Annotated in this window: 25 protein-coding genes; 6 read left to right on the forward strand and 19 right to left on the reverse strand. The window is 50.3% G+C overall.

Annotated elements, in window-relative coordinates; genetic code table 11:
• From rodA to NQD60_RS08915, 5 genes are all read right to left on the reverse strand, one after another.
• Positions 1-1,143: a rod shape-determining protein RodA gene (gene rodA / locus NQD60_RS08895; protein ID WP_257100528.1), complete on the reverse strand. Its 1,143-nt coding sequence runs from the start codon at positions 1,141-1,143 to the stop codon at positions 1-3.
• Positions 1,144-1,179: 36 nt separating this feature from the next.
• Positions 1,180-3,141 carry a penicillin-binding protein 2 gene (gene mrdA, locus NQD60_RS08900; RefSeq protein WP_257100529.1) on the reverse strand — a complete coding sequence of 654 codons (1,962 nt, stop codon included), beginning with the start codon at positions 3,139-3,141 and terminating at the stop codon, positions 1,180-1,182.
• A 99-nt stretch (positions 3,142-3,240) separates the two neighbouring features.
• Complete coding sequence (mreD, locus tag NQD60_RS08905; protein ID WP_257100530.1) at positions 3,241-3,753, reverse strand: rod shape-determining protein MreD; 513 nt, start codon at positions 3,751-3,753, stop codon at positions 3,241-3,243.
• The gene (mreC, locus tag NQD60_RS08910) at positions 3,750-4,775 is read right to left on the reverse strand and encodes a rod shape-determining protein MreC (RefSeq protein ID WP_257100531.1); all 1,026 of its coding nucleotides are present in this window, start codon (positions 4,773-4,775) and stop codon (positions 3,750-3,752) included. The genes mreD and mreC overlap by 4 nt, the downstream gene beginning before the upstream one ends.
• 62 nt (positions 4,776-4,837) lie before the next feature.
• The gene (locus NQD60_RS08915; RefSeq protein ID WP_223692755.1) at positions 4,838-5,881 is read right to left on the reverse strand and encodes a rod shape-determining protein; all 1,044 of its coding nucleotides are present in this window, start codon (positions 5,879-5,881) and stop codon (positions 4,838-4,840) included.
• Between the two features lie 157 nt (positions 5,882-6,038).
• On the opposite strand from NQD60_RS08915, the gene gatC reads away from it, so the two are divergent.
• The 4 genes from gatC to NQD60_RS08935 all read left to right on the forward strand — a co-directional run bounded on the left by gatC (position 6,039) and on the right by NQD60_RS08935 (position 10,278).
• Complete coding sequence (gene gatC / locus NQD60_RS08920; RefSeq protein ID WP_223692757.1) at positions 6,039-6,338, forward strand: Asp-tRNA(Asn)/Glu-tRNA(Gln) amidotransferase subunit GatC; 300 nt, start codon at positions 6,039-6,041, stop codon at positions 6,336-6,338.
• Positions 6,339-6,415: 77 nt separating this feature from the next.
• Positions 6,416-7,933: an Asp-tRNA(Asn)/Glu-tRNA(Gln) amidotransferase subunit GatA gene (gatA, locus tag NQD60_RS08925; RefSeq protein WP_257100532.1), complete on the forward strand. Its 1,518-nt coding sequence runs from the start codon at positions 6,416-6,418 to the stop codon at positions 7,931-7,933.
• Between the two features lie 2 nt (positions 7,934-7,935).
• Positions 7,936-9,432 carry an Asp-tRNA(Asn)/Glu-tRNA(Gln) amidotransferase subunit GatB gene (gene gatB / locus NQD60_RS08930; RefSeq protein WP_257100533.1) on the forward strand — a complete coding sequence of 499 codons (1,497 nt, stop codon included), beginning with the start codon at positions 7,936-7,938 and terminating at the stop codon, positions 9,430-9,432.
• Positions 9,433-9,501: 69 nt separating this feature from the next.
• Positions 9,502-10,278: an exodeoxyribonuclease III gene (locus tag NQD60_RS08935; protein WP_257100534.1), complete on the forward strand. Its 777-nt coding sequence runs from the start codon at positions 9,502-9,504 to the stop codon at positions 10,276-10,278.
• An 11-nt stretch (positions 10,279-10,289) separates the two neighbouring features.
• Here NQD60_RS08935 and NQD60_RS08940 read toward each other — a convergent pair whose 3' ends face one another.
• The 4 genes from NQD60_RS08940 to hslV all read right to left on the reverse strand — a co-directional run bounded on the left by NQD60_RS08940 (position 10,290) and on the right by hslV (position 14,632).
• Positions 10,290-11,537, reverse strand: coding sequence for an AmpG family muropeptide MFS transporter (locus NQD60_RS08940; RefSeq protein WP_257100535.1), 1,248 nt, complete (start codon positions 11,535-11,537; stop codon positions 10,290-10,292).
• A 212-nt stretch (positions 11,538-11,749) separates the two neighbouring features.
• Positions 11,750-12,649, reverse strand: a complete 900-nt coding sequence (gene argB / locus NQD60_RS08945) for an acetylglutamate kinase (RefSeq protein WP_257100536.1) — start codon at positions 12,647-12,649, stop codon at positions 11,750-11,752.
• Positions 12,650-12,705: 56 nt separating this feature from the next.
• Positions 12,706-14,085 (reverse strand): ATP-dependent protease ATPase subunit HslU, encoded by a 1,380-nt coding sequence (gene hslU, locus NQD60_RS08950; RefSeq protein ID WP_257100537.1) that lies wholly within the window; start codon positions 14,083-14,085, stop codon positions 12,706-12,708.
• Positions 14,086-14,095: 10 nt separating this feature from the next.
• A complete protein-coding gene (gene hslV, locus NQD60_RS08955; protein WP_223692780.1) occupies positions 14,096-14,632 on the reverse strand; it encodes an ATP-dependent protease subunit HslV in 537 nt (178 codons plus the stop codon).
• 45 nt (positions 14,633-14,677) lie between these two features.
• On the opposite strand from hslV, the gene NQD60_RS08960 reads away from it, so the two are divergent.
• The gene (locus NQD60_RS08960) at positions 14,678-14,821 is read left to right on the forward strand and encodes a hypothetical protein (RefSeq protein ID WP_223692783.1); all 144 of its coding nucleotides are present in this window, start codon (positions 14,678-14,680) and stop codon (positions 14,819-14,821) included.
• A 42-nt stretch (positions 14,822-14,863) separates the two neighbouring features.
• On the opposite strand, the gene dksA is transcribed toward NQD60_RS08960, so the two are convergent.
• From dksA to NQD60_RS08985, 5 genes are all read right to left on the reverse strand, one after another.
• The gene (gene dksA, locus NQD60_RS08965; RefSeq protein ID WP_223692786.1) at positions 14,864-15,283 is read right to left on the reverse strand and encodes an RNA polymerase-binding protein DksA; all 420 of its coding nucleotides are present in this window, start codon (positions 15,281-15,283) and stop codon (positions 14,864-14,866) included.
• Between the two features lie 240 nt (positions 15,284-15,523).
• Entirely contained in the window at positions 15,524-15,898 is a 375-nt protein-coding gene (locus tag NQD60_RS08970; protein ID WP_257100538.1) for a c-type cytochrome, read from the reverse strand.
• 27 nt (positions 15,899-15,925) lie between these two features.
• Positions 15,926-16,606 carry a BON domain-containing protein gene (locus tag NQD60_RS08975; protein WP_257100539.1) on the reverse strand — a complete coding sequence of 227 codons (681 nt, stop codon included), beginning with the start codon at positions 16,604-16,606 and terminating at the stop codon, positions 15,926-15,928.
• Positions 16,607-16,641: 35 nt separating this feature from the next.
• Positions 16,642-17,229: a phosphoheptose isomerase gene (locus tag NQD60_RS08980; protein WP_257100540.1), complete on the reverse strand. Its 588-nt coding sequence runs from the start codon at positions 17,227-17,229 to the stop codon at positions 16,642-16,644.
• Positions 17,230-17,376: 147 nt separating this feature from the next.
• Complete coding sequence (locus NQD60_RS08985) at positions 17,377-17,739, reverse strand: YraN family protein (RefSeq protein ID WP_257100541.1); 363 nt, start codon at positions 17,737-17,739, stop codon at positions 17,377-17,379.
• 93 nt (positions 17,740-17,832) lie between these two features.
• Here NQD60_RS08985 and rsmI point away from each other — a divergent pair, with 93 nt between their 5' ends.
• Entirely contained in the window at positions 17,833-18,750 is a 918-nt protein-coding gene (gene rsmI, locus NQD60_RS08990; RefSeq protein ID WP_257101308.1) for a 16S rRNA (cytidine(1402)-2'-O)-methyltransferase, read from the forward strand.
• A 301-nt stretch (positions 18,751-19,051) separates the two neighbouring features.
• Here rsmI and lipA read toward each other — a convergent pair whose 3' ends face one another.
• From lipA to NQD60_RS09015, 5 genes are read right to left on the reverse strand one after another with little or no spacing between them, the layout of a single operon-like run.
• Complete coding sequence (gene lipA, locus NQD60_RS08995; RefSeq protein WP_306438087.1) at positions 19,052-20,023, reverse strand: lipoyl synthase; 972 nt, start codon at positions 20,021-20,023, stop codon at positions 19,052-19,054.
• A gap of 54 nt (positions 20,024-20,077) precedes the next feature.
• Positions 20,078-20,785, reverse strand: coding sequence for a lipoyl(octanoyl) transferase LipB (gene lipB, locus NQD60_RS09000; protein WP_257100542.1), 708 nt, complete (start codon positions 20,783-20,785; stop codon positions 20,078-20,080).
• Positions 20,786-20,815: 30 nt separating this feature from the next.
• A complete protein-coding gene (locus NQD60_RS09005) occupies positions 20,816-21,085 on the reverse strand; it encodes a DUF493 family protein (protein ID WP_257100543.1) in 270 nt (89 codons plus the stop codon).
• 25 nt (positions 21,086-21,110) lie between these two features.
• On the reverse strand, positions 21,111-22,049 hold the full coding sequence (locus NQD60_RS09010; RefSeq protein WP_257100544.1) for a D-amino acid aminotransferase: 939 nt from the start codon (positions 22,047-22,049) through the stop codon (positions 21,111-21,113).
• Positions 22,050-22,067: 18 nt separating this feature from the next.
• Complete coding sequence (locus NQD60_RS09015; RefSeq protein ID WP_306438073.1) at positions 22,068-23,258, reverse strand: D-alanyl-D-alanine carboxypeptidase family protein; 1,191 nt, start codon at positions 23,256-23,258, stop codon at positions 22,068-22,070.
• Between the last annotated feature and the right edge of the window lie 8 nt (positions 23,259-23,266).

A 23,266-nucleotide genomic window follows, 5' to 3' on the forward strand; every position in this document is an offset into this window, starting at 1 on the left:
TTAACTCTGTATTAAAGGTTTTTGCCGCCCCATACTCATGATTAAACCAACCGCAATACCCAGCGTAACGAGGGCTGTTCCACCGTAACTCATAAAAGGCAACGGCACCCCGACTACTGGCAATAAGCCAATCACCATGCCAATATTGACGAACGTATAGGTAAAAAAGCTTAAAGTGAGCGAGCCGGCCAATAAACGAGCAAAAAGGGTCGCGCCATTAGCGGCAACATATAATCCGCGCACAATCAAACATAAATAAAGCAAAAGTAAAGCAATACTGCCCGCTAGGCCAAACTCCTCTGCATACACAGCAAAAATAAAATCGGTATGCCGCTCAGGAATAAATTCGAGATGGGCTTGAGTACCTTTTAACCAGCCTTTACCAAACAAGCCCCCCGAGCCAATCGCGATCACCGACTGAATCGTATGAAAGCCTTTACCAAGAGGATCGGTGGTTGGGTCAAGTAAGGTGCAAACACGGTGTTTCTGATAGTCATGTAATAATGGCCATTGCACTTGTGGTTGGCAGATTTTTTGTTGAAATACAATCAGCGAGCCCGCTGCAATCGTAAGCGCAAGTAATACCGGTACAATTAATTTAAAGCTCAGACCAGCCAAATAAATGACAAAAAATCCGGCCGAAAACACCAGCACTGCTGTACCTAAATCAGGTTGCTTAGCAATCAAACCGACCGGGACTGCCAGCAATGCTAAGGCCACAATATGGTCATACCAACGCAGCGCGCCCTCACGCCGCTGGTAATACCATGCCAGCATTAATGGCATCGCAATTTTCATGATTTCGGAAGGCTGAATCACCAACCCAAGATTGATCCACCGTTGCGCGCCTTTGCGTATCAGGCCAAAGAGTGCAACGGCAATCAGTAAACTAATACCGAACGTATATAAAGGAACCGCCAAACGGCTTAACACTTGGGGCGATAAATTGGCAATTCCCCACATTAGGACGAAGGTCAGTAAAATGTTGCGCAATTGGTCTTGCACACGACCTGGCATATTAAAGCTAGCGCTATATAAGGTCAGCATGCCGACCGCAATTAAGGCTAAAACAAACAGGAAAAAAGGCCGGTCAAAACCGACGAAAAGCGGTTTAATGCGTTTTAAATAAATTTTAATCGACATTCTAGTCCTCAAGCCAAGAGCGCTAGCTGTGGCTCATTATTGTTTGATGGCACGTTTTTCAATGGCGGTGACAGACGTGGCTGGTATTGCAGCAGCGCTGGTTTTGGGCTTGAGACGATCCACCAAATAGTAATCAAGCAGTTTGCGTACAATCGGCGCCGCAGCTTTCCCACCCCAACCACCATTTTCGACAACTAAAGCAAGCGCAATAGATGGCTTATCAGCAGGTGCGTAAGCAATAAATAATGCGTGATCGCGCCGATTCTCGGCCAGCGTATGCGCACGATATTTTGCGCCTTGCAGCGAGAACACCTGAGCTGTACCGGTTTTACCGGCGGCTTGATAGCCGGCCCCTCTAAAAGCATTCGCCGCAGTACCTTGGGCGATAACTCCGACCATCGCGCGCTTAATAAAATTAATATCCTGCTGGTTCACATTGACCTGATAACTGGCGCTTGGCACAGTCAGACGGGTTTCATGCGTGAGCGGATGCTCGATTTCTTTTACCAGATGAGGCTTCATCACCACGCCATTATTAGCCAGTATCGCGGTTGCATGCGCCATTTGCAAAGTAGTAAATGAGTTATAACCTTGCCCGATCCCCAAATTAATGGTGTCGCCGTCGTACCATCTTTGCAAATCAGAGCGCCGGTAGGCCTTCTTTTTCCAGCCGGTCGAAGGCAATACGCCTCTCGTCTCACCGTCAATATCAATGCCGGTTAACTGACCAAAGCCCCATGGCGCCATAAACTCAGCCATTGCATTCACGCCCAGGTCACGCGCCAACATATAGTAATAAGTGTCGCACGACAGCACAATGGAGCGATACATATCAATCCAGCCATGCCCCCCGGGCACATCATCGCGGAAAGTGTGCCCCCCTAGGGTATAAGACCCAGGATCCTGAAAACCCCATTGCTGGGTACGCTTACCCAATGCTAACGCGGCCAGCGCAACAAAGGGCTTATAGGTTGAGCCTGGCGGATAAGCGCCTTGCAATGGACGATTCAAAAGCGGCCGATCGGTTGACGTATTGAGTTCATCCCAGGTTTGCTGATCAATCCCATCAACGAAAGCGTTGGGATCAAAACTAGGGGCGGAAACGAAAGCCAAAACATCGCCACTCGCAGGCTCGATCGCCACCAGCGCCCCACGCCGGCCGGCAAAGGCTTGCTCGGCAATTTGCTGCAGATTAATATCCAGTGAGAGCACCAGGTTATTGCCCGCGACTGCCCGGCTATGCGACAAAGTGCGTACTCGGCGTCCACCCGCGGTCACTTCGACCTCTTCAAAGCCCGTCTGGCCGTGTAGCTCAGTCTCGTAGCTTTGTTCAACACCAATTTTGCCGAGATGGTCAGTGCCTTTATAATTATTTGCATCAAGCCGCGGATCATAAGGTTTAAGCCCGCTATTATTGAGCTCGCTTGCGTTCCGAATGCGCTCCTGGTCACGCTGCGAGAGCCGGCCAATATAACCAATCACGTGCGCCGCAGTCGTGCCAAGTGGATATTGGCGAAACCAACGAATCCGCACTTCAACGCCAGGAAACCGAAAGCGCTGCGCTGTGAACCTTGCCACCTCGGTATCGGAAAGGCGGATACGCAATGGCAAGCTTTCAAAATTTTTTGAATCTTCTAACAGCTTTTTAAAGCGGCGCCGATCCCGTGCATCAACCACTACAATTTGCGACAGGCTATCGACCACTTCGTCTAGTGTGCCATTAATTTTTGAGGGCGTAATTTCAAGCGTGTAAGCGGAGTAATTTTTGGCCAACACAATACCGTTGCGATCGGTAATAATGCCGCGGTTTGGCATAATTGGCGCAACCGCAATACGGTTTTCATCCGCCTGTAATGAATATTGTCCGTAGCGCCAGATTTGCAAATATAGAAAACGTCCCGCCAATAGCGCAAAACACAAAAACACAAATATCGCGGCCGCTGCCACGCGCAAGCGGAATTGCTGTAGCTGCTGCTCGGTATCTTTGAATTCAGGCATGAATTTAGGCCCAAGCGGCTAATGAGCCCAACTTAAAGGCGCGTAAAAGCCCTAACCCGCCAACCGATATCCGCTTTATGATAAAACTAAATCGCTTTATCATATTGGACGCGTATCATCAGTATTGGCTGAGCGCTTTTGCGGGGCGAGCAGGAGGACACTGGCCACTGGCCATAGCGCCGCTTCGACCAAACCGTCTACCAAATATCCCCACCCCGGAAAAGCAGCGCCGGTCATCAAGCGAATCGTAAAGGGTACGATTTGTGCCAGCAGAAGTAACGGCAAGACATGCAGCGCTTGCCCTAGCAGGGGAGACCACAAGACGCGGCGATGAATCATAATGGCGCCATATGAAAGCAAGGTATAGGCAAGCGCATGCTCACCCAACAAGCTGGCATCATGTACGTCCATCAATAGGCCCAAGCCAAACGCAATCCCCATGCCAACTTTGCGCGGCTGATGGATATTCCAAAATAGTACAACCAACGCGACAAAATCCGGCATTCCCATCAGCCGCCCCCAAGGCAGCAGATTTAATACAAAAGCAACGATCAGGCTAAACGCAATAAATAACGGATTCACCGGCAATAAGATGTGATGCAAGCGGTTCATTGCGGGCCCTGGTTTGTCGTATCTGGCGCTGGAGCACTCTGGCTTTTGGCGCTAGTTTTCGGTTTTATATTTTTACGCTGAACAGAATTCGTGGGCGTCGCGCTCGCGGTTGCTTTAGCTTTAGCACCGGCATTGTTGCCAGCTGCATTCAAGGTATTTTTTGCCGCGTCATTTAACTCAAGTGGCGGCGGGTTTTCATAATGCAGCACCAACAACTGGCGTGTCCCTCGGACCGGAGTGTAAGGTACGCAAATGACCCGGACGAATTCAGCGCCCTCTTGACGCTCAACCCGCAGCACCTTTGCTACCGGCAAACCTGGTGGAAAGACCCCATCTAGACCACTGGTGACTAATTGATCATCCACTTGGATATCCGCACTGACTGGGATATAGCGCAACTCAAGCAAATCGCCGCGAGGCGTACCAGAAATAATACTTCTAACCCCCGTGCGCACCAATTGTACAGGCACCGCCTGATCTTTATCCGTCAATAGAGTCACTTCTGCTTGCAGTGGATAAACCCGGGTTACTTGACCAATCACGCCCTCTTCATTGACCACTGGCGCGCCGGCTTGCACGCCCTGCCGCAGGCCACGGTCAATGACCACTTTTTGCGTAAAGGGATCATGAGCATCATATTGAATTTCAGCGAGCACCGTACCCACTGTTTCGCGTGGTTCAAATTGTAGCAATGCGCGCAGATGGGCATTTTCAGAGCCAAGTTGAACCGCTTGTAACGCTTGCAGTGCGAGTTTTAAGTTGCGTGTTTTGAGCTCCTGGTTTTCAGCCCGCAAGGTGGTCAGCGTGACAAAGAACCCTGAAATACCACGCACCAGATCACGCGGCGCAAGCGCTACGCGTTGTAACGGATAAAGCCCAGTGCCAATAACTTGGCGTAGCGTTTCAAGCGTACGATAGCGAGCATCGGAAATCAGCAAGCCGAGCGCTAGCGCAACGAAAACAATCAATCGCGCAAATGCAGACGGCCCCTGCTTGAAAAGTGGCGGCGGACTGTATTCCATGGTCGGCGCCAATCATTAGTTATTCGTGTCGTGCCGTCGCGGCACCGACACGCTCTGGTTTATCAATCATGCGAAAAAATGCTGCCCAATTTATCCATCCGCTCTAGCGCCATGCCTGAACCGCGCACCACGCAGGTGAGCGGATCTTCGCCAATTAGAACGGGTAACCCTGTTTCTTCAGCAAGCAGACGATCGATATCATGCAACAATGCCCCGCCACCCGTCAGCATCATGCCACGTTCGGCCACATCCGCGCCGAGTTCAGGTGGCGTTTGCTCCAGGGCGATTTTGACTTGCGAGACAATTTGATTCAAGGGCTCAGTCAGCGCCTCAAGAATTTCATTGCTAGAGACCGTAAAGCTGCGCGGAATGCCCTCTGATAAATTGCGCCCTTTGACTTCCATTTCTTTAACTTCAGAACCCGGAAAAGCCGAACCAATTTTCTTTTTAATCGTTTCTGCGGTTTGCTCGCCAATTAACATACCGTAATTGCGACGGATATAATTGACAATAGCCTCATCGAACTTATCGCCGCCAACGCGTACCGATCCTTTATAGACAATACCGCCGAGCGAAATGACGCCGACCTCAGTCGTGCCACCGCCAATATCTACCACCATCGAACCGGTGGCCTCAGAAACCGGCAGGCCTGCGCCAATGGCGGCGGCCATGGGCTCCTCGATCAAATAAACTTGAGAGGCGCCAGCGCCGTGCGCAGCTTCTTTGATGGCCCGGCGTTCAACCTGAGTTGAGCCACACGGCACGCAGATAATGATCCGCGGCGAAGGCGACAACATGCGCGACTCATGGGCCATTTTGATAAACTGCTTAATCATCTGCTCGGTGACCGTAAAATCCGCGATCACCCCGTCCTTCATTGGGCGAATGGCCTCAATATTGCCCGGCACCTTGCCAAGCATTTGTTTGGCCTCCTTACCGACGGCTTGGATGGTTTTTTTGCCATTTGGCCCGCCTTCTTGGCGAATTGCCACTACCGACGGCTCATCTAAGACAATGCCTTTGCCGCGCATATAAATTAGCGTATTCGCGGTACCCAGATCAATCGCCAGGTCATTAGAGAAATAACTACGCAGAAAACCAAACATTCAAGGATCCTAACTGACTCAATAAAATAGCTAATCATACCTTATAATTTGCCTTTACTTGCAGGAAAACTCTTTTTGTGCTGCAAATTGATTTTCCACAAAACTTCGCTTTTCTATTTAGTTTTTCTGGTTAATCCACTTCTTTTTCGTTATTTTTATGGCTTTGACCTTAACTGATGTAAAAAAAATCGCTCAGCTTGCCCGGCTGGAGCTAGCTGCTGGCGAAGATGAGCACACGCTGACTGAGCTTAACCATTTTTTTGATCTGGTCGCTCAAATGCAGTTGGTCGACACAACCGGGGTCGAACCCCTGGCTCATCCAATTGAACAAATTCAAGAAGCGCGCTTGCGCTTGCGTGATGATGCGGTGACTGAAACTCCGGCCCGCGATGAATATCAGCGCAATGCGCCCGCCATACAAGACGGCCTTTACCTAGTACCCAAAGTGATCGAATAGCCGCCACCCAGCCTAAAAACGATGACGTTATTTCATCTCTTTATTCACTGCGTTTGCTTTTTTCGGAAAACCGCACGATGCATCAAAAGAATTTAACTGAGCTGCGCCTAGCGCTTGATACCAAAGCCGTGTCAGCGGTCGAACTCGCGCAGCACTTTCTAGCACGCATTAAAGCTGCTAGTGCGCTGAATGCCTTTCTTGACATTAACCCGGAGTGCACGCTCGCATCTGCAGCGCAAGCCGATATAACGATTGCCAACGGACACGCGGGACCTTTAACCGGCATTCCGATCGCCCATAAAGATGTTTTTGTGACCCGCCACTGGAAATCTACCGCTGGCTCAAAAATGCTCGCTCACTATAAGAGCCCGTTTGAGGCCACCGTAGTTGAGCGGTTGGCCAATGCCGGTATGGTTTGCGTTGGCAAAACCAATATGGATGAATTCGGCATGGGGTCTTCCACTGAAAACTCCTTTTTTGGTTCGACCCAAAATCCATGGGATCTTAGCGCGGTGCCAGGCGGCTCATCAGGCGGCTCGGCCGCCGCCGTCGCGGCTCGGTTAGTGAGTGCGGCCACCGGCAGCGATACCGGCGGTTCGATTCGCCAGCCCGCCGCGTTCACTGGCGTGACGGGCATTAAACCAACCTATGGCCGCGTTTCACGACACGGCATGATTGCGTTTGCCTCGTCACTTGATCAAGCGGGTCCAATCGCGGTCAGCGCAGCAGATTGCGCGCTCCTTCTCAATGCCTTGGCAGGCTTTGATCCACGCGACTCAACCAGCCTTGAGCGTGAGACCGAAGATTTCAGCCGCTACCTCGGACACTCATGGAGCGCTCAGGTCCATGCCAGTCAGCCAACGCCAACTCGACAAGAGCAGCCTAATTTAAAAGGTCTACGCATCGGTTTACCCAAAGAATATTTTGGCGCCGGTTTAGCCGCTGATGTACGCACGGCGATTGAAGCTGCGCTTAAAGTATATGAATCATTAGGGGCGACGCTGATTGAAATTTCATTGCCTAAGACCGAGCTCTCCATTCCGGTGTACTACGTACTGGCCTCAGCTGAAGCGTCCTCTAATTTGTCGCGCTTTGATGGCGTGCGCTACGGACACCGTGCGGCACATTATCGCGACCTTGCCGATTTGTACCAAAAAACGCGTACTGAAGGGTTCGGGGCAGAAGTTAAACGGCGCATTCTGATGGGTAGTTACGTGCTATCGCATGGCTATTACGATGCATATTATGTTCAAGCACAGAAAATTCGCCGTATCATCGCCCAGGATTTCCAGCAAAGCTTTGCTCAATGCGACGTTATGATGGGGCCTGTGGCACCGACTGTCGCCTGGAACCTAGGTGAAAAAACCGATGATCCTCTGCGCATGTACCTAGCAGATATTTACACTCTATCTATCAGTTTAGCGGGCCTACCTGGGATGAGCGTACCCTGTGGTTTTGGCAGTGGGGATACCCCTTTAAGGCCGGTTGGCCTACAAATCGTTGGCAACTATTTTAGTGAAGCGCGCATGCTGCAAATTGCGCACGCTTTTCAACAAGTGACAGATTGGCATACCCGTATGCCAGCGGGAGTTTAATTATGCAATGGGAAGCCACTATCGGCCTTGAAACACACGCACAACTCACTTGTGTTTCGAAAATTTTCTCTGGCGCCTCAACGCAATTTGGGACGCCCCCTAATACGCAGGCCAGTCTGGTAGATCTTGCGCTACCAGGCGTTTTACCCGTCATGAATCGGACCGCAGCTGAGCTCGCGATTCGTTTTGGTCTGACGATTGGCGCCACCATCACGCCGCGCAGTGTTTTTGAGCGCAAGCATTATTTTTATCCAGATCTACCCAAAGGCTATCAAATCAGCCAATACAAACTTCCTGTCGTACAGGGCGGCACCTTGGCAATCCATGTCCCAGCGCACGAAAAAACCAAACAAGCCGCCTACCAAAAAACCATCCACCTCACCCGCGCGCATCTTGAAGAAGATGCCGGCAAATCATTGCATGAAGATTTTTCTGAGATGACCGGCATTGATTTAAATCGCGCTGGCACACCCTTACTCGAAATTGTGACCGAGCCCGATATGCACAGCGCCGCCGAAGCGCTGGCCTATGCCAAAACCTTGCATACGCTGGTGGTATGGCTTGGTATTTGCGATGGCAATATGCAAGAAGGGTCATTCCGCTGCGATGCCAATGTATCCGTGCGTCCAATCAACCAAGCCGAGCTTGGCACCCGCACTGAAATCAAAAATCTCAATTCTTTCCGCTTTTTGGAAGAGGCGATTAATTACGAGATACAACGCCAAATTGAGTTGCTTGAAGATGGCGGGGTGGTTAAACAGGAAACACGTTTATATGATCCCGAACGGCGCGAGACACGCCCGATGCGCAGTAAAGAAGATGCGCATGATTACCGCTATTTTCCTGACCCAGATTTGATGCCGTTGGTGATTGATTCCGCGTGGATCGAACGCGTGCGCAGCACCTTGCCAGAACTACCTGCCGCCATGCAAATACGCTTAATTGAGCAATATGGGCTTAGCCCCTATGATGCCGCTGTGTTGACTTCGTCAAAAGCGCTGGCAGCCTATTACGAGGGCGTCGTTACGCAAATCAGCGCACTGCAAAAAAACCAAGCAATTGATCCAAATTTAGCCAAAGCCGCGGCCAACTGGGTGATGGGTGAACTCAGTTCACAACTCAACCGTGACAGCATTGAAATCAGCGCGTGCCCGGTCTCCGCTAAGCAACTCGCGCGGCTACTCGTGCGCATTGCCGATGGCACACTCTCAAACAAACTTGCCAAAGAAGTATTCCAAGCGATCTGGGATGAGAAATCTAATGATGAGCAGGCAGCGGACCGCATCATCGAAGCCAAAGGATTGCAACAAATCTCCGATACCAGCGAGCTCGACGCAATCATAGAGGCGGTGCTCACCGCCCATCCAAAATCCGTCGAGGAGTTCCGTGCGGGTAAAGAAAAGGCGTTTAACGCGCTGATCGGCCAAGCGATGAAAGCCACCCGCGGCAAAGCCAACCCGCAACAAGTCAATGAGATTTTAAAGCGAAAACTAGCTTGATCATTTCCCGATAGGACGCATCGGCTAGTTTATGGATATTCTAAACAATAGGATCGTGATTTAACTCAAATGTTACGCATCATTAGTGCCAACCTGAACGGCATCCGTTCAGCGGCAAAAAAAGGCTTTTTTGACTGGTTCGGCAAACAACAAGCCGATATTGTCTGCGTGCAAGAGTTAAAAGCGCAACCAGACGATATGACACCTGATTTTCTAGCACCGCATGGTTATCACAGCTGTTTTCAGCATGCCATTAAAAAAGGCTACAGCGGAGCGGGTCTCTATATGCGACACGAACCCGATGACTGCATTATCGGCTTTGGCAACCCTGAATTCGATGCTGAAGGGCGTTACGTTGAGATTCGTTACGGCACGCTATCGGTCGTGTCCGTCTATGTGCCCTCTGGCTCCAGTTCGGATGAGCGGCAACAAGCAAAATTCCGCTTCATGGACGCTTTTATGCCGCATTTGATTGAATTAAAGCAGCAACGCGAAGTTATTTTATGCGGCGATATCAATATTGCGCATACGGAAATGGATATTAAGAACTGGAAGGGCAATCTAAAAAATTCCGGTTTTTTGCCAGAAGAGCGCACTTGGCTTACCAAGCTTTTTGATGAAGTAGGATATGTGGATGTTTTTCGTAAACTTGATCCACGTGCTGATCAATACACTTGGTGGAGCAACCGCGGACAAGCCTATGCAAAAAATGTCGGGTGGCGCATTGATTATCAGCTTGCAACGCCGGCGATTGCCGCACAGGCCATCAACACTTCAATCTTTAAAGAGATCAAGTTCAGCGATCATGCGCCGCTGACCATCGATTATGCGTATACATTGAAATAGGATCGCATTTTTTAGGTCTGCCGAGTTTTCCAAGGCGCAATCCAAGGCAACAATAACATGCCTGGCAGGGCCAGCGCGGTACATACAAAGAAGAATTCAAACCAGCCGACCTGCTCAACGATATAGCCAGCACCTGCATTAGCAAAGGTGCGCGGCACAGCGGACAAGCTGGTAAAGAGGGCAAATTGAGTCGCCGTGTAACGTGGATTCGTAGTCTGCGCGATATAGGCAATAAATGCGGCTGTACCAAGCCCGGTAGCAAACATCTCACAAGCAATCACCACCGCCAGCCAAAACTCCACCGGCCCCATATGCGCAAGCCAAGCAAAGCTTAAAATGGCCACCATTTGCGCCACACCAAACAACCATAAGCCACGTGCGATGCCCAGTTTCAGCAGCGACACGCCACCAACAATGCCACCGCTAATACTCGCCCAAAGTCCAACCGTTTTGGCGATCATCCCGATCTCGGTTTTAGTGAACCCCAGATCCAGATAAAAAGCCGTGGCCAGCGAAGTCGCCATACTATCGCCCAGCTTGTACAAAAACATAAAAGCCAGAACCAGTACAGCATGCCGCCAACCATTACGCATCATGAATTCTTGCAAGGGTAGTACGACCGCATCTCGCAATGTTTTGGGGGGCATGATGTGCACATTGGGTTCGCGCACGATACAGGTCAAGATAATGCCTGGCAACATAAAAGCCGCCGTAATCACAAAAACTTCCGACCATTGAAGGAGGTCTGCCAAAATCAATGCTAATGCGCCGGGTACCAAACTGGAAATTTTATACGCATTGACATAAATCGCTGTGCCAAGCCCTTGTTCCTGATCATTTAATAGTTCCCGGCGATAAGCATCCAGCACAATATCTAGGCTCGCACTAAAAAATGCGAGTGCTGCAGCCAGTGCAGCAACCGCCCACAAGGTATCATGAGGCGAAACAAAACCGAGCGCAGCGATGGTGCCGGCCACCAATAATTGCGTACAGAGCATCCACGCACGCCTTCGCCCTAACTGCACGCCGGGCAGCTTGGGGATAAAGCGATCCATCATCGGCGCCCAGATAAATTTCCAGGTGTACGGAAATTGGATCAATGCAAACAGCCCAATTGACTCCAGATCGATTTTTTCAGAACGCAGCCATGCTTGCACCAAATTAAGCAAAACGAAGAGCGGCAAACCCGACGTGAAGCCTAAAAAAAAGCAAATCAGCATGCGCGTGTTGAAATATACGCCCCAGCCGTGCTTAATCATATAAAAAGCCTATAATCAGTTTGCGATTCCTAGTGTGCTAGATGAGCCGGCATGCGGCCACCCAACACAGCCTCTGACAAAATTTTCGCTGTACGGTGAATGGTTTGGCTGTGACAATACCAACCGATGATTTCAGGCTAACTGAGATAGGCCGCCTAATGTAGTGAGGTTACACCAACCCCGTGCGCTTGAGCAGCTTAGCTTGCAGCAATTCAATGCGAGCGAATCACTGTGCCAAGCGATTGCTCAGTCAATATTTCAAGCAGTAACGAATGTTCGATGCGGCCATCCATAATATGCACCGACGGCACACCGCTTTTGGCCGCATCAAGGGCAGCATTGATTTTAGGCAGCATCCCGCCAGAGATGGTGCCATCTGCAAATAGCGCATCAATTTGGGAGGTGCTTAAATCGGTCAGCAGCGTGCCTTCTTTATCCATCACTCCAGCAATATTTGTCATGATCACTAATTTTTCCGCATTGAGTATGGTGGCCAGTTTGCCCGCGACCCAATCTGCATTTAAATTATAAGAAACACCATCACCGTCAAAGCCGATCGGCGAAATTACTGGAATGAAAGAACTCCGTTGCAAAGCCTTGACGACGGCCGGATTAATTGCCTCAACCTCGCCCACTTGGCCAATATCCAGGAATTCGCCCACACGTTCCCGATCCGGCACCCGCATCCGGTGCGCCCGAATCAAACCACCGTCTTTGCCGGTCAAGCCGACCGCCTGGCCGCCATAATGGTTGATTAATGAGACAATTTCTTGCTGAATTTCGCCGGCCAAGACCCATTCGACGACACTCATCGTTTCTGCATCGGTGACACGCATGCCTTGTAGAAAGACGCGTTGCTTACCGACTTTTTGCAAAGCCCGATCGATTTGCGGCCCACCGCCATGGACCAAGACTAAATTAACCCCGAGCAGCTTGAGCAATACCGCATCGCGCGCAAAACCTTGCTTGAGATGCTGTTCAGTCATCGCGTTACCACCATATTTGATGACCACAGTTTTACTGTGATAGCGTTGAATATGGGGCAGCGCTTCCGCGAGAATATGAGCCTTTAATTCACTCGATATTAACGATAAATCAAGTTGTTTGGACATAGCAGCAATAACTCAGCAGTAAGGGTTGTAAGGTGCATAAACTCCAATCAATACGCTTACAAAATATAACGCGATAAATCTTCGTTTTTAGCAACATCGTTGAGTGCCGCATCCACATAAGCCGCATCAATTTTTACTTGTTGCTTGCCTTGGCTGCCCGCCACGAAGGCAATTTCTTCCAGCAATTTTTCAATCACGGTATAAAGCCGGCGCGCACCAATATTCTCGGTTTTTTCATTCACTAAAAAGGCAATTTCTGCCAAGCGACGAATGCCATCTTTAACAAAATCCAGCTTTACGCCATCCGTCCCTAAAAGCGCTTCATATTGCTTCACTAAACTTGCGTCAGTGCCACTCAAAATAGCTTCAAAATCTTCAACGGAGAGTGAATCGAGCTCAACCCGAATTGGAAAGCGTCCTTGTAATTCAGGAATTAAATCACTCGGTTTAGATAGATGGAAAGCACCACATGCGATAAACAAAATGTGATCCGTTTTAACCATGCCATATTTAGTGCTCACGGCGGTACCTTCAACCAGTGGCAATAAATCACGCTGCACCCCCTGGCGCGATACTTCGGCTCCGCTGGCTTCACTGCGCGAAGCGATTTTGTCGATTTCATCGAGAAATACAATGCCGTTTTGCTCAACGCTCTGCACGGCTTTTGATTTGACCTCGTCGTCATTCAGCATCTTCGCCGCTTCTTCATCGGTCAAAAGCCTCATCGCTTCTTTAATGCTAACCTTGCGTCGCGTTTTACGCCCACTCCCCATACTCGAGAGCATACTGCGAATTTGCTCCGTCATTTCTTCCATCCCGGCCGGCCCCATAATATCCATCGTGGCCGCCGCCGACTCTAAATCGAGTTCAATCTCTTTATCATCGAGTTTGCCTTCGCGCAAACGCTTACGAAAGGTTAGGCGCGTTGCATTATTTTTTTTATCATTGTCAGCTTTGTCGTCCGCCTCTTGATGCTCTGGCTCTAGCGCGTCAGGCGATGCGTTGGCCGCTAACGAACGTGGCGTCGGCAATAAGATATCGAGGACCCGCTCCTCAGCAAAATCCTCTGCTTTAGTAAGCACCTTACGCATTTCAGATTCGCGCGTTTGCTTAACCGCAATCTCGATCAAATCACGCACAATGCTATCAACATCGCGGCCGACATAGCCCACTTCAGTGAATTTAGTGACTTCAATTTTGATAAAAGGCGCCTCCGCTAACTTCGCCAGACGGCGAGCGATTTCGGTCTTGCCTACGCCAGTTGGGCCAATCATCAAAATGTTTTTAGGGGTAATTTCCTGGCGCAATGGCTCTGCCACTTGCTGCCGGCGCCAACGGTTGCGTAGCGCAACGGCTACCGCGCGCTTGGCTTTATCCTGGCCAATAATATGCTTGTTCAGTTCCGAGACGATTTCGGCGGGGGTCATATTGCTCATATCAGAGTGCTCAGTCGAGGGTCTCGATAACAAAATTGTGGTTAGTATAAATGCAGAGATCGCCAGCAATGCCAAGTGACTTTTCAACGATCTCGCGCGGCGCTAGCTCGGTATTTTGCACCAGCGCGCGAGCTGCTGCCTGCGCGTAAGTCCCCCCCGAACCAATCGCACAGATACCGCTTTCAGGATCAAGCACATCACCGTTACCGGTTAAGACCAGCGTTGTTTCCGCATCAGCTGCGATCATCATCGCTTCTAAGCGACGCAACATCCGATCGGTACGCCAATCTTTAGCAAGCTCAACGGCGGCGCGCATTAAATTGCCTTGATACTTCTCAAGTTTCCCCTCAAAGCGGTCCAGCAAGGAGAATGCGTCAGCCGTGCCGCCCGCAAAGCCGACCAGTACTTTATTGTCATGAATGCGGCGAATTTTTCTTGCACTGCCTTTCATAACGACATTGCCCAAGGTAACCTGACCATCTCCGCCGACAGCTACGTGCTTGCCGCGCCGCACCGAAACAATGGTGGTGCCGTGATACTGTTCCATATAGATTCCTTCTGAAAACGCTACGCCCTCAACTGACTGCATCTCATGGCTGAGAACAGACACATAGCAAAACAACAACGGGGGCCGAGCGAGCTAACCTTAAGCGTGAATGCCATTATTTTAGGGCGCCGCCCTGATTATCAAGGGCAACGCAAAACACTTTTCGATACGTTATGGGTATTTAATTAATGCTTGGACCTAACAGCAAAACACGGCGTATTCTGGCTCTAATCAATCGCCAAAGAGCTTTTGACGCAGCTCCCGACGCTCTTGCGCCTCGAGCGACAATGTAGCAGTAGGCCGAGCAAGTAAGCGCGCAAGACCAATCGGTTCGCCCGTTTCCTCACACCAACCATATTCGCCCGACTCAATCCGTGCAAGTGATTGCAGAATTTTTTTGAGTAATTTTCTTTCTCGATCGCGAGTACGCAATTCCAGTGCATGCTCCTCTTCAATGGTAGCGCGATCAGCCGGATCGGGTACAACCACCGTTTCACGCAAATGCTCGGTAGTTTGACCGGCGTTATGCAAAAGCTCTGCTTGCAACTGCTCGAGCTTACGCTTGAAAAAATCGCGCTGCTCGTCGTTCATATAATCCTTTTCGCCCATCTTTAGGATTTCAGCTTCAGTCAAAGATTTTTTCGTGCTCATTTAGCGGATGCTTTCGATAGTAATACGGTGTGGATCATAGCCCGCCTGCCCGGCGCCATGTACAAAACAGGTAGACTGCGGCAGTCTTTTGGCAGAGTAACACGCGTTGCGCAGCAGGCCTTGCGATAAGGCGGTTGTCATTTTACCTCAACTTTTCCCAAACTGACGCCCAAATTCAAACCGCCTTTGACCTAGAAAATTTAGCTATACAGATTGACAAAGCTTTCTCGCCTCGCCGATTTATTCGGACGGCGCGCCCGCCAGCACCCACACCACAATCGTTTGTGCATCAACTTCGCTTAAACGAGGATGTGATGGCATTGGAACGGCCCCCCATGCCCCCGCGCCCCCTTTTTTTATTTTTTCGACTAGTTTTGCCAAGGCATCAGGCTTATCCCTGTACCTCGCCGCGACATCCCGATAAGCAGGACCGATTCGTTTCTGGTCAGCCGTATGGCAGCTGATGCATGCATTGCGCCGAGATAATAACTGCGCATGAACTGCATCGACTGCATGCGCCGCGAGACTATTCACAACGCATGCAGCAATACCTAGAAAAATAACCGACTTGCGTATGATTTGGCGCAGAATTTTATCCAAATTGTCGGTAAACACTTCGTTTGAAATGAGCGCAGCTTACGGTTAATGCGACGACGTAGGCAATTGTTTATTTACCGTGGCAGGTGCGTGACCAGGCTGCGGTGGCGTGCCAAGCGACAGTTTTTTAGCCTCTGGTTCAGAAATATATTGGAACGCTTTGACGACTTGCAATACACCAGGTACACGGCCGGCGAGCTCAGCTGCACGATCGCCCTCGCTTTTTGTCACTAAGCCCATCAGATACACGATGCCGCGCTCGGTTACCACTTTTATAAAAGCCGCGGAGATGTCAGACGCATGGACATGCGATGCTTTGACTTTGGCCGTCAGGTACGAATCATTTGAACGCGAGCCAAAGGAACTTGCGCCCTGAATGACAAGCTCGTTGACAACCTCTTGCACATTGGCAACAGTGCGCACGATAGTTTCAGCTTTCAGCTTGACCACTAGATTTGGCACCTCACCGGTTAACAACACACGCCGGTTAAATACCGTGGTACTAACATGCGCCTCATCAGCTAGATCACGTTTGAGAAGGGTCGCCGCTTTGACTTGAATTTCTCGATCTTCGGTCTGTGCGCCGAGTGTACGGCGGTCCGCCGCAACTAACGCACCACCGCCGGTGGCGCCCGCTACCAATAGCGGACATCCCTGCAATGAAGAGAGTAAACCAACAGCTAATATAGCGCGGCCAACTGTTTTGCTTATTTGCATTGAAATCATGCCAAACTCCTTTGGTTAACGTGATGAAGATACGACTATCTATCGCCGAGTAGCATTGCATCAATGCCATCACATAGACAATGCACCGTCAGCGAATGGACTTCTTGTATCCGTGCTGTACGCTCGCTAGGCGCGCAGATATGTAAATCTGTCTCGTGCAAGGCACCCTTTATACGCCCGCCCCCTTTCCCCGTTAATGCAATCACCAGCATTTCTCGTTCATGTGCACTTTCAATCGCAGCCAATACGTTCTCTGAGTTACCAGAAGTAGAAATTGCAATCAATATATCACCTGGCTGACCCAGCCCGGAGACTTGCCTGGCAAAGATTTGCGCAAAGCTATAATCATTGCCAATCGCGGTTAACACGGATGAGTCGGTGGTCAAAGCAATCGCTGGCAGAGCTGGCCGCTCTTGTTCAAAACGACCGATCAACTCAGCCGCCAGATGTTGCGCATCCGCAGCTGAACCGCCATTACCACATATCAGCACTTTACCACCATTGGCAAACGCCGCAAAGATCGTATCAATGGCAGCAGCAATTGGCGCCGCAAGCACTTCAAGCGCGGCGAGCTTAGTAGACGCGCTATCTTGAAAGTGCTGCTCAATTCTCTCAATCAACATCGAATTTTCCGTTGGCAATGGGGCCATAATTAAAACATTACAATCGATTCTATCGTATTTGCTCACAGCCTTGGCAAACAATAGCAGACAATTTCTTTAAACTAAGTCCTAAATCTTTAGCAAAGATCTTTATAGCACGCGCTCACCTCAATCACGATCGGCACCCAATATATTCGTCAACCAAGTAATCTGCTCACCGTCAAATATGACGGCATCGAAACGGCACACAGGCAATTCACCGTGCCATTTAGCAAGATAGTAACGCGCGGCTAATCGCAGGCGCGCACATTTAGTTGCGTCAATACTGGCTAATGCCCCACCAAAACGCATACTGGCGCGGGCGCGGACTTCAATAAATACAAGCACACTCTCTGCATCGCGCATAATCAGGTCAATTTCACCTCTGCGATAAGTCACATTGCGCGCCACCAGCGTCATGCCACGTTGCTGCAAATAGTCTAATGCACGCGTTTCAAACGCAGCGCCAAACATTCTTGTGGTTTTAAACATAGCTGTGACACCGCCCTTTACTCACAGTCAATAGGTGATTGCATGGCACAATGGCTAGCATCGCAATACCCCGCTTTATACTCAGGACATGAATTGATTGATTTACTTTCACTCGCCCAGCATCAGACTTATCCGGCCGCAGCGTTATATGTCGTTGCCACCCCCATCGGCAATACCGCTGACATTACATTACGTGCGCTCCATGTGCTCAAGCTGGTTGATCGCATAGCCGCAGAAGATACGCGTAACAGCACGCAATTGCTTGCTCGTTATGGCATCAGCAAACCTCTGTTTGCCGCGCACCAGCATAATGAGCATGAATCCGCTGCACGGATTGTGGAGCACCTGCGCGCAGGTGAGCGAGTTGCTTATATGTCCGATGCCGGCACCCCCGGCATTAGCGACCCAGGCGCAAAAATAGTGGATGCGGTTCGCGCAGCGGGCTTTGCCACGATACCCATTCCTGGCTGCAATGCCCTCGCTACGGCCCTTAGTGTTACGGGTGAAGGCTTCAGCCACGGCGCTTCTAATGCAGCCGGAACCTTCACTTTTATTGGCTTTCTTCCTGCTAAGCCAAAACAACGTGCAGCACAACTCCGCTCACTTGTGCAACATCCTTATGCGATGGTCTTTTACGAAACACCGCATCGCATCTTAGAAACAGTCAGTGCGCTTTCGACGGTACTTGGTAGCGAACGAGCGCTATTCATTGCCCGCGAAATAACAAAGTTACACGAAAATTTGTACCGCGGCACTCTAGCCGAAGGGCTAATCTGGCTACAGGAAGACAGCAACCGGCAGCGCGGAGAATTTGTATTAGTCGTAGAAGGCGCAGACTTCGTTCAGGAAAGCGATGCTAGCCAACATGATGAACTGTTACAGCTGCTGTTAACACATCTGCCGGTTAGCACCGCAGCAAGGCTTGCAGCTACGCTCACGCACGTCTCGCGTGACTCCCTTTACGCACGAGCACTCGATTTACAAGCGGAAAGCCGAGACGAAAACAGTTAAGCATATGAGCCGCTTAATTTCTGCATTGGATTTTGGCTATGACTGATATCCGCCAGAGTGGGGCTCACATACTCACCTGAGTCGGAGGTTGTTGCGCAACTCGCCAGCAAAATAGCGACAAAAAGCGCTTGGCCGTATCGAGTCAATCGGAATTTCTTTATCTCTGCACACATAGGTCGCCCCGCTCTAGTAGCTTCTGCCATTGATTTTAGCGAATTTGAAAACGCAACGCTACCCGAGCTTATACGAATACCTGGCGTAAGTCATATCCAAACACATTAGACGAAATCAGCAAGCAGCATCAATCCATCACGCCCGCGCTATGCGCCTGCTCATCCGCATGGTAACTTGAACGCACCATCGCTCCCACCGCAGCATGCGTAAAGCCCATTTTGTACGCCTCTTCCTCATACATCTTGAACGTGTCAGGATGAATATAATCACGTACCGGCAGATGATGCTCCGAAGGCTGCAAATACTGACCAAGCGTCAACATATCTACATTATGTGCACGCAAATCCCGCATAACCTGCAAGATCTCTTCTTCACGCTCCCCAAGCCCAACCATCAGCCCAGATTTAGTCGGAGTATTGGGATGCACAGTTTTAAATTCTTTTAGCAGATTCAGCGAATGTTGATAATCAGAGCCAGGCCGAGCCTCTTTATACAGACGTGGCACGGTTTCAAGATTGTGATTCATCACATCAGGCGGCGCTGCATTTAGGATGGAAAGCGCACGATCCAGCCGGCCTCTAAAATCTGGCGTCAAAATTTCGATGCGCGTTTGCGGAGAGAGCGCTCGTACCCGCTCAATACATGCAACAAAATGGGCCGCTCCACCATCACGCAAATCATCACGATCAACGCTCGTAATCACGACGTATTTAAGTTTTAATGCAGCAATCGTCTTTGCCAGATTCTCTGGTTCATTTTGATCAAGCGGATCGGGGCGGCCATGACCCACATCGCAAAATGGACAACGCCGCGTGCATTTATCGCCCATGATCATAAAGGTCGCCGTACCCTTGCCAAAGCATTCGCCAATATTTGGGCAGCTCGCCTCTTCGCAAACCGTGTGCAACTGGTGCTCGCGCAGAATTTGCTTAATCTCGTAAAAGCGCGTGTTTGAACTGCCGGTGGCGGCTTTCACACGAATCCAGTCCGGTTTTTTTAATTTCTCGGCAGGCACGATTTTAATCGGGATACGCGCCGTTTTAGCTTGGGATTTTTGCTTAATAGCAGGATTATAAAATGGCGGTGCGTTTTCGATCATGGGCGAAGCCGTCAATCGGCTCACCGGTGTTTCTGTTGTCATACGACTGTCCTATCAAGCAGCACAATTGGCATTGGCGGAGGGTCTCGCCGGGTTGTGCGCGGCAATATGGTGGGTTAGCTGGTTAGCAAGCGTCTGTGCAACTTCGCGCCAGTCGGCAACGACGCCTAAGCTAGCCATATCGACAATTTTTAAACCTGCGTAACCGCAAGGATTAATGTCATTAAAGGGTTGTAAATCCATCTTTACGTTTAAACTCACGCCGTGGTAACTACACCCTCGGCGGATTTTGAGTCCGAGCGCGGCAATTTTTGCGCCCTGCAGTGAGTCAGCGTACTGTTCGGAAGATCCTGCGTAGTAAATACCCGGCGCGCCGGATTTACGCTCACCGACGATATTATACGCTGCCAGCGTATCAATCACCGCTTGCTCGATATAGGTGACCAATTCGCGCACCATTAACTGGCGACGGCGCAGATCGCACAACAGATACGCTATCACCTGACCGGGGCCGTGATACGTAATTTGCCCGCCCCGGTCAACCTGCACCAGTTCAATCTCTGGATTAGCCACCAATAAATGGCTGGACTTGCCGGCTTGCCCTAAAGTATAAACGGGGGGGTGCTCAACCAACCAAAGCTCATCTGGCGTGTCGCTCGTGCGCGTTTCAGTAAAGGCGCGCATTGCCTCAAAACTTATTTGGTATGGTTCAACGCCGCGCCATTGAAGGCAGATCTTTAACGCATCGGTAGGTGTCGACATTTGTTTGGCCTCGCATTCGGCCCGCTGAAACTAAAGAACAACTGATACCATCGGGTGCGAACTCAACGCGCGATAGATCTCGTCCAGCTGGTTACGATCACGCGCATGCACAATACACGTCAGGCCAATGTAGTTGCCATTACGCGAAGGACGCATTTCAATAGACGCGCCATCAAAATCAGCGTCAAACTGTTTGAGCAATCGCAGTATCTCTTCAGCAAAGCCGGGCTGGGTTTTGCCTAGCACTTTAATCGGGAAATCGCACGGAAAATCGATCAATGACTCATTCGCCGGGTTCATTCACGCATCCTTGGTTCATAAGCGATTACTGCGCGGCCAAACGTTTGGCATCAATCTTGATGCCTTCATCGGCCGAGAGCGGTCTTTCTTTCATGCGCTGATAACCTGCATAAAGCGCTGCAAAAACAGGGCCAGGCCGACCATTGCCCACTGGACAGTCATCAAGCCGAGTGATCGGTAGAATTTCTCTGCTGGCCGAACTCATCATAATCTCATCGGCTGCACGCAACTCCGCCTCAGTAATGATCCGCGCTTCAAATGTAATGCCCGCCTCAGCAGCCAGCTCTTCGAGCAGTCGATAACGGATCCCTTCCAAAATCAAATGATTAGACGGAGGAGCAAAAAGTCGGCCCGCTTTTACCACCCAAATATTAGATGATGAACCTTCGGTCAATTCTCCATTACGTAACTGGACAGTTTCAACCGCATTGTGTTCGGCCGCATATTGCGCCATTAACACATTGCCCAGTAGCGAGGTGGATTTAATATCGCAATGCAGCCAACGTGCATCTGGCGCCGTCACCGCTACTACGCCCTGCTCACGCGTTAGCGCACTAGGCGGTGTAAATGAGTTGGCCATCATCAATACGGTTGGCGTACTGTGCGCTGGGAACACCTGCGCTCGAGCTGCAATGCCACGTGTTACCTGGATATAAATCAAACAACTCGTGTCATTGGCGTGGCTACTCACATGAAGGGTAACCGCCTTTTCAATCAGTGTGCACCAGCCGGCCTCATTAAACGGGTCGGTAATACGGACTTTTGCAAGGCTGCGGACAAGCCGCGCCAGATGCTGCTCTATCCGAAACGGCCGCCAAACGTTAAGGGCTGGATCAGAGACTCGATAGACGGGTATGACTTCATATACGCCATCACCAAAAATAAAGCCTCGGTCCAGCACCGAAATACGCGCTTCTGACAAAGGTAACCATTCGCCATTTAGATAAACTGTTGAATCGTTCATGCAATGCAACCTTATTTTTTATTTCTGCCACATTTTTAGCAACATTAACCAAGCGGTATCCCACCAGCGGCCAAAGAAGCCGGCTTCTTTGATCTCTTCCAGCGCTACCAGTGGAAAGGCCGCGATTTCTTTGTCGTCCGCCATGACTTTCACTATGCCAACCGGTTGCCCATTCGCGATCGGCGCAATCAAAGGTGCATTTAAATGCGCAATCGGCTTAATCTTATCTCCCATACCGCGAGGTACAGTAATGAATTTATCAGACTTTACACCAACTTTGAGCGTATTAGCCGCGCCTTTAAAAAGCCGCGGCGTATCAACCGGCTGCGCCCCAGGGTAAAGCCGGACCATATCATAGGCCTGATAGCCGTAATTAAGCATCTTAAGGCTATCCTGCACCCGGTCTTGTTCTTTGCGCTCACCCATCATCACCGTGACTAAGCGCCGGCTTATCTCTGGCGTTTGCGGTAGCGGACGCTTGGCCGATGCCGCTAGACAAAAACCCGCGGAGGTGGTGTGTCCGGTCTTCACGCCGTCAACCGTAGAATCAAGCCATAACAATCGGTTCCGGTTAAATTGACGAATCTTATTGTAGGTAAATTCCTTCAGGGCAAACAGCGGGTAATACTCTGGAAAATCTTGAATCAAGCGGACCGATAACAACGCCACATCACTTGCGGAGGTATAGTGCTGTGGATTAGGCAAACCATTCACATCAGCATAGTGCGTATGTTTCATTCCTAAGCGTTGAGCTGCCTGGTTCATCAAGGTCAAAAAATTGGCTTCGCTACCGCCAATTAACTCAGCCAAGGCAATTACGGCATCATTGCCTGATTGCACCACCATCCCATGCACCAAATCGGAAACGGTGACCGGTTTATTCGCTTGGATAAACATCCGCGATTCATCCGGTTTAACGCGTCGCACCGCGTCACTCGGGACGATACTTTGCTCCATGCCAATCTTTTTATCTTTAAGCGCCTCGAAAACCAGGTAAGCCGTCATTAACTTGGTTAACGACGCAGGCTCAACTTGCTCATCCGGATTGCTAGCAGCTAAAACCTGATTACTGGTTGCGTCCATTAATATCCATGAGCGCGCCAACACCGTAGGCGGCGGCACTTGCGCCTGCGCCAAAACAGAGGTTAAGGCCAAGCAAGCACTTAACAGGGATAGAACCAAGTAGGAGAACGAAATCGGAAATCGCATAGTGTGCA

Origin of the sequence: Mycoavidus sp. SF9855 (assembly GCF_024582735.1) — a bacterium.
In the GTDB taxonomy this organism is placed as follows: Bacteria; Pseudomonadota; Gammaproteobacteria; order Burkholderiales; family Burkholderiaceae; genus Mycoavidus.

Coding starts and splice junctions, on each gene's coding strand:
- NQD60_RS08935 (WP_257100534.1), top strand. CDS start 9,502: ATGTTACGCATCATTAGTGCCAACCTGAACGGCATCCGTTCAGCGGCA.
- argB (WP_257100536.1), bottom strand. CDS start 12,649: ATGTCCAAACAACTTGATTTATCGTTAATATCGAGTGAATTAAAGGCT.
- NQD60_RS08960 (WP_223692783.1), top strand. CDS start 14,678: ATGGCTGAGAACAGACACATAGCAAAACAACAACGGGGGCCGAGCGAG.
- hslU (WP_257100537.1), bottom strand. CDS start 14,085: ATGAGCAATATGACCCCCGCCGAAATCGTCTCGGAACTGAACAAGCAT.
- NQD60_RS09005 (WP_257100543.1), bottom strand. CDS start 21,085: ATGAACCCGGCGAATGAGTCATTGATCGATTTTCCGTGCGATTTCCCG.
- mreD (WP_257100530.1), bottom strand. CDS start 3,753: ATGAACCGCTTGCATCACATCTTATTGCCGGTGAATCCGTTATTTATT.
- gatA (WP_257100532.1), top strand. CDS start 6,416: ATGCATCAAAAGAATTTAACTGAGCTGCGCCTAGCGCTTGATACCAAA.
- NQD60_RS08985 (WP_257100541.1), bottom strand. CDS start 17,739: ATGTTTAAAACCACAAGAATGTTTGGCGCTGCGTTTGAAACGCGTGCA.
- NQD60_RS09015 (WP_306438073.1), bottom strand. CDS start 23,258: ATGCGATTTCCGATTTCGTTCTCCTACTTGGTTCTATCCCTGTTAAGT.
- NQD60_RS08975 (WP_257100539.1), bottom strand. CDS start 16,606: ATGATTTCAATGCAAATAAGCAAAACAGTTGGCCGCGCTATATTAGCT.
- lipA (WP_306438087.1), bottom strand. CDS start 20,023: ATGATCGAAAACGCACCGCCATTTTATAATCCTGCTATTAAGCAAAAA.
- gatC (WP_223692757.1), top strand. CDS start 6,039: ATGGCTTTGACCTTAACTGATGTAAAAAAAATCGCTCAGCTTGCCCGG.
- rodA (WP_257100528.1), bottom strand. CDS start 1,143: ATGTCGATTAAAATTTATTTAAAACGCATTAAACCGCTTTTCGTCGGT.
- NQD60_RS08980 (WP_257100540.1), bottom strand. CDS start 17,229: ATGTTGATTGAGAGAATTGAGCAGCACTTTCAAGATAGCGCGTCTACT.
- dksA (WP_223692786.1), bottom strand. CDS start 15,283: ATGAGCACGAAAAAATCTTTGACTGAAGCTGAAATCCTAAAGATGGGC.
- hslV (WP_223692780.1), bottom strand. CDS start 14,632: ATGGAACAGTATCACGGCACCACCATTGTTTCGGTGCGGCGCGGCAAG.
- gatB (WP_257100533.1), top strand. CDS start 7,936: ATGCAATGGGAAGCCACTATCGGCCTTGAAACACACGCACAACTCACT.
- mreC (WP_257100531.1), bottom strand. CDS start 4,775: ATGGAATACAGTCCGCCGCCACTTTTCAAGCAGGGGCCGTCTGCATTT.
- NQD60_RS08915 (WP_223692755.1), bottom strand. CDS start 5,881: ATGTTTGGTTTTCTGCGTAGTTATTTCTCTAATGACCTGGCGATTGAT.
- lipB (WP_257100542.1), bottom strand. CDS start 20,785: ATGTCGACACCTACCGATGCGTTAAAGATCTGCCTTCAATGGCGCGGC.
- NQD60_RS09010 (WP_257100544.1), bottom strand. CDS start 22,049: ATGAACGATTCAACAGTTTATCTAAATGGCGAATGGTTACCTTTGTCA.
- NQD60_RS08940 (WP_257100535.1), bottom strand. CDS start 11,537: ATGATTAAGCACGGCTGGGGCGTATATTTCAACACGCGCATGCTGATT.
- mrdA (WP_257100529.1), bottom strand. CDS start 3,141: ATGCCTGAATTCAAAGATACCGAGCAGCAGCTACAGCAATTCCGCTTG.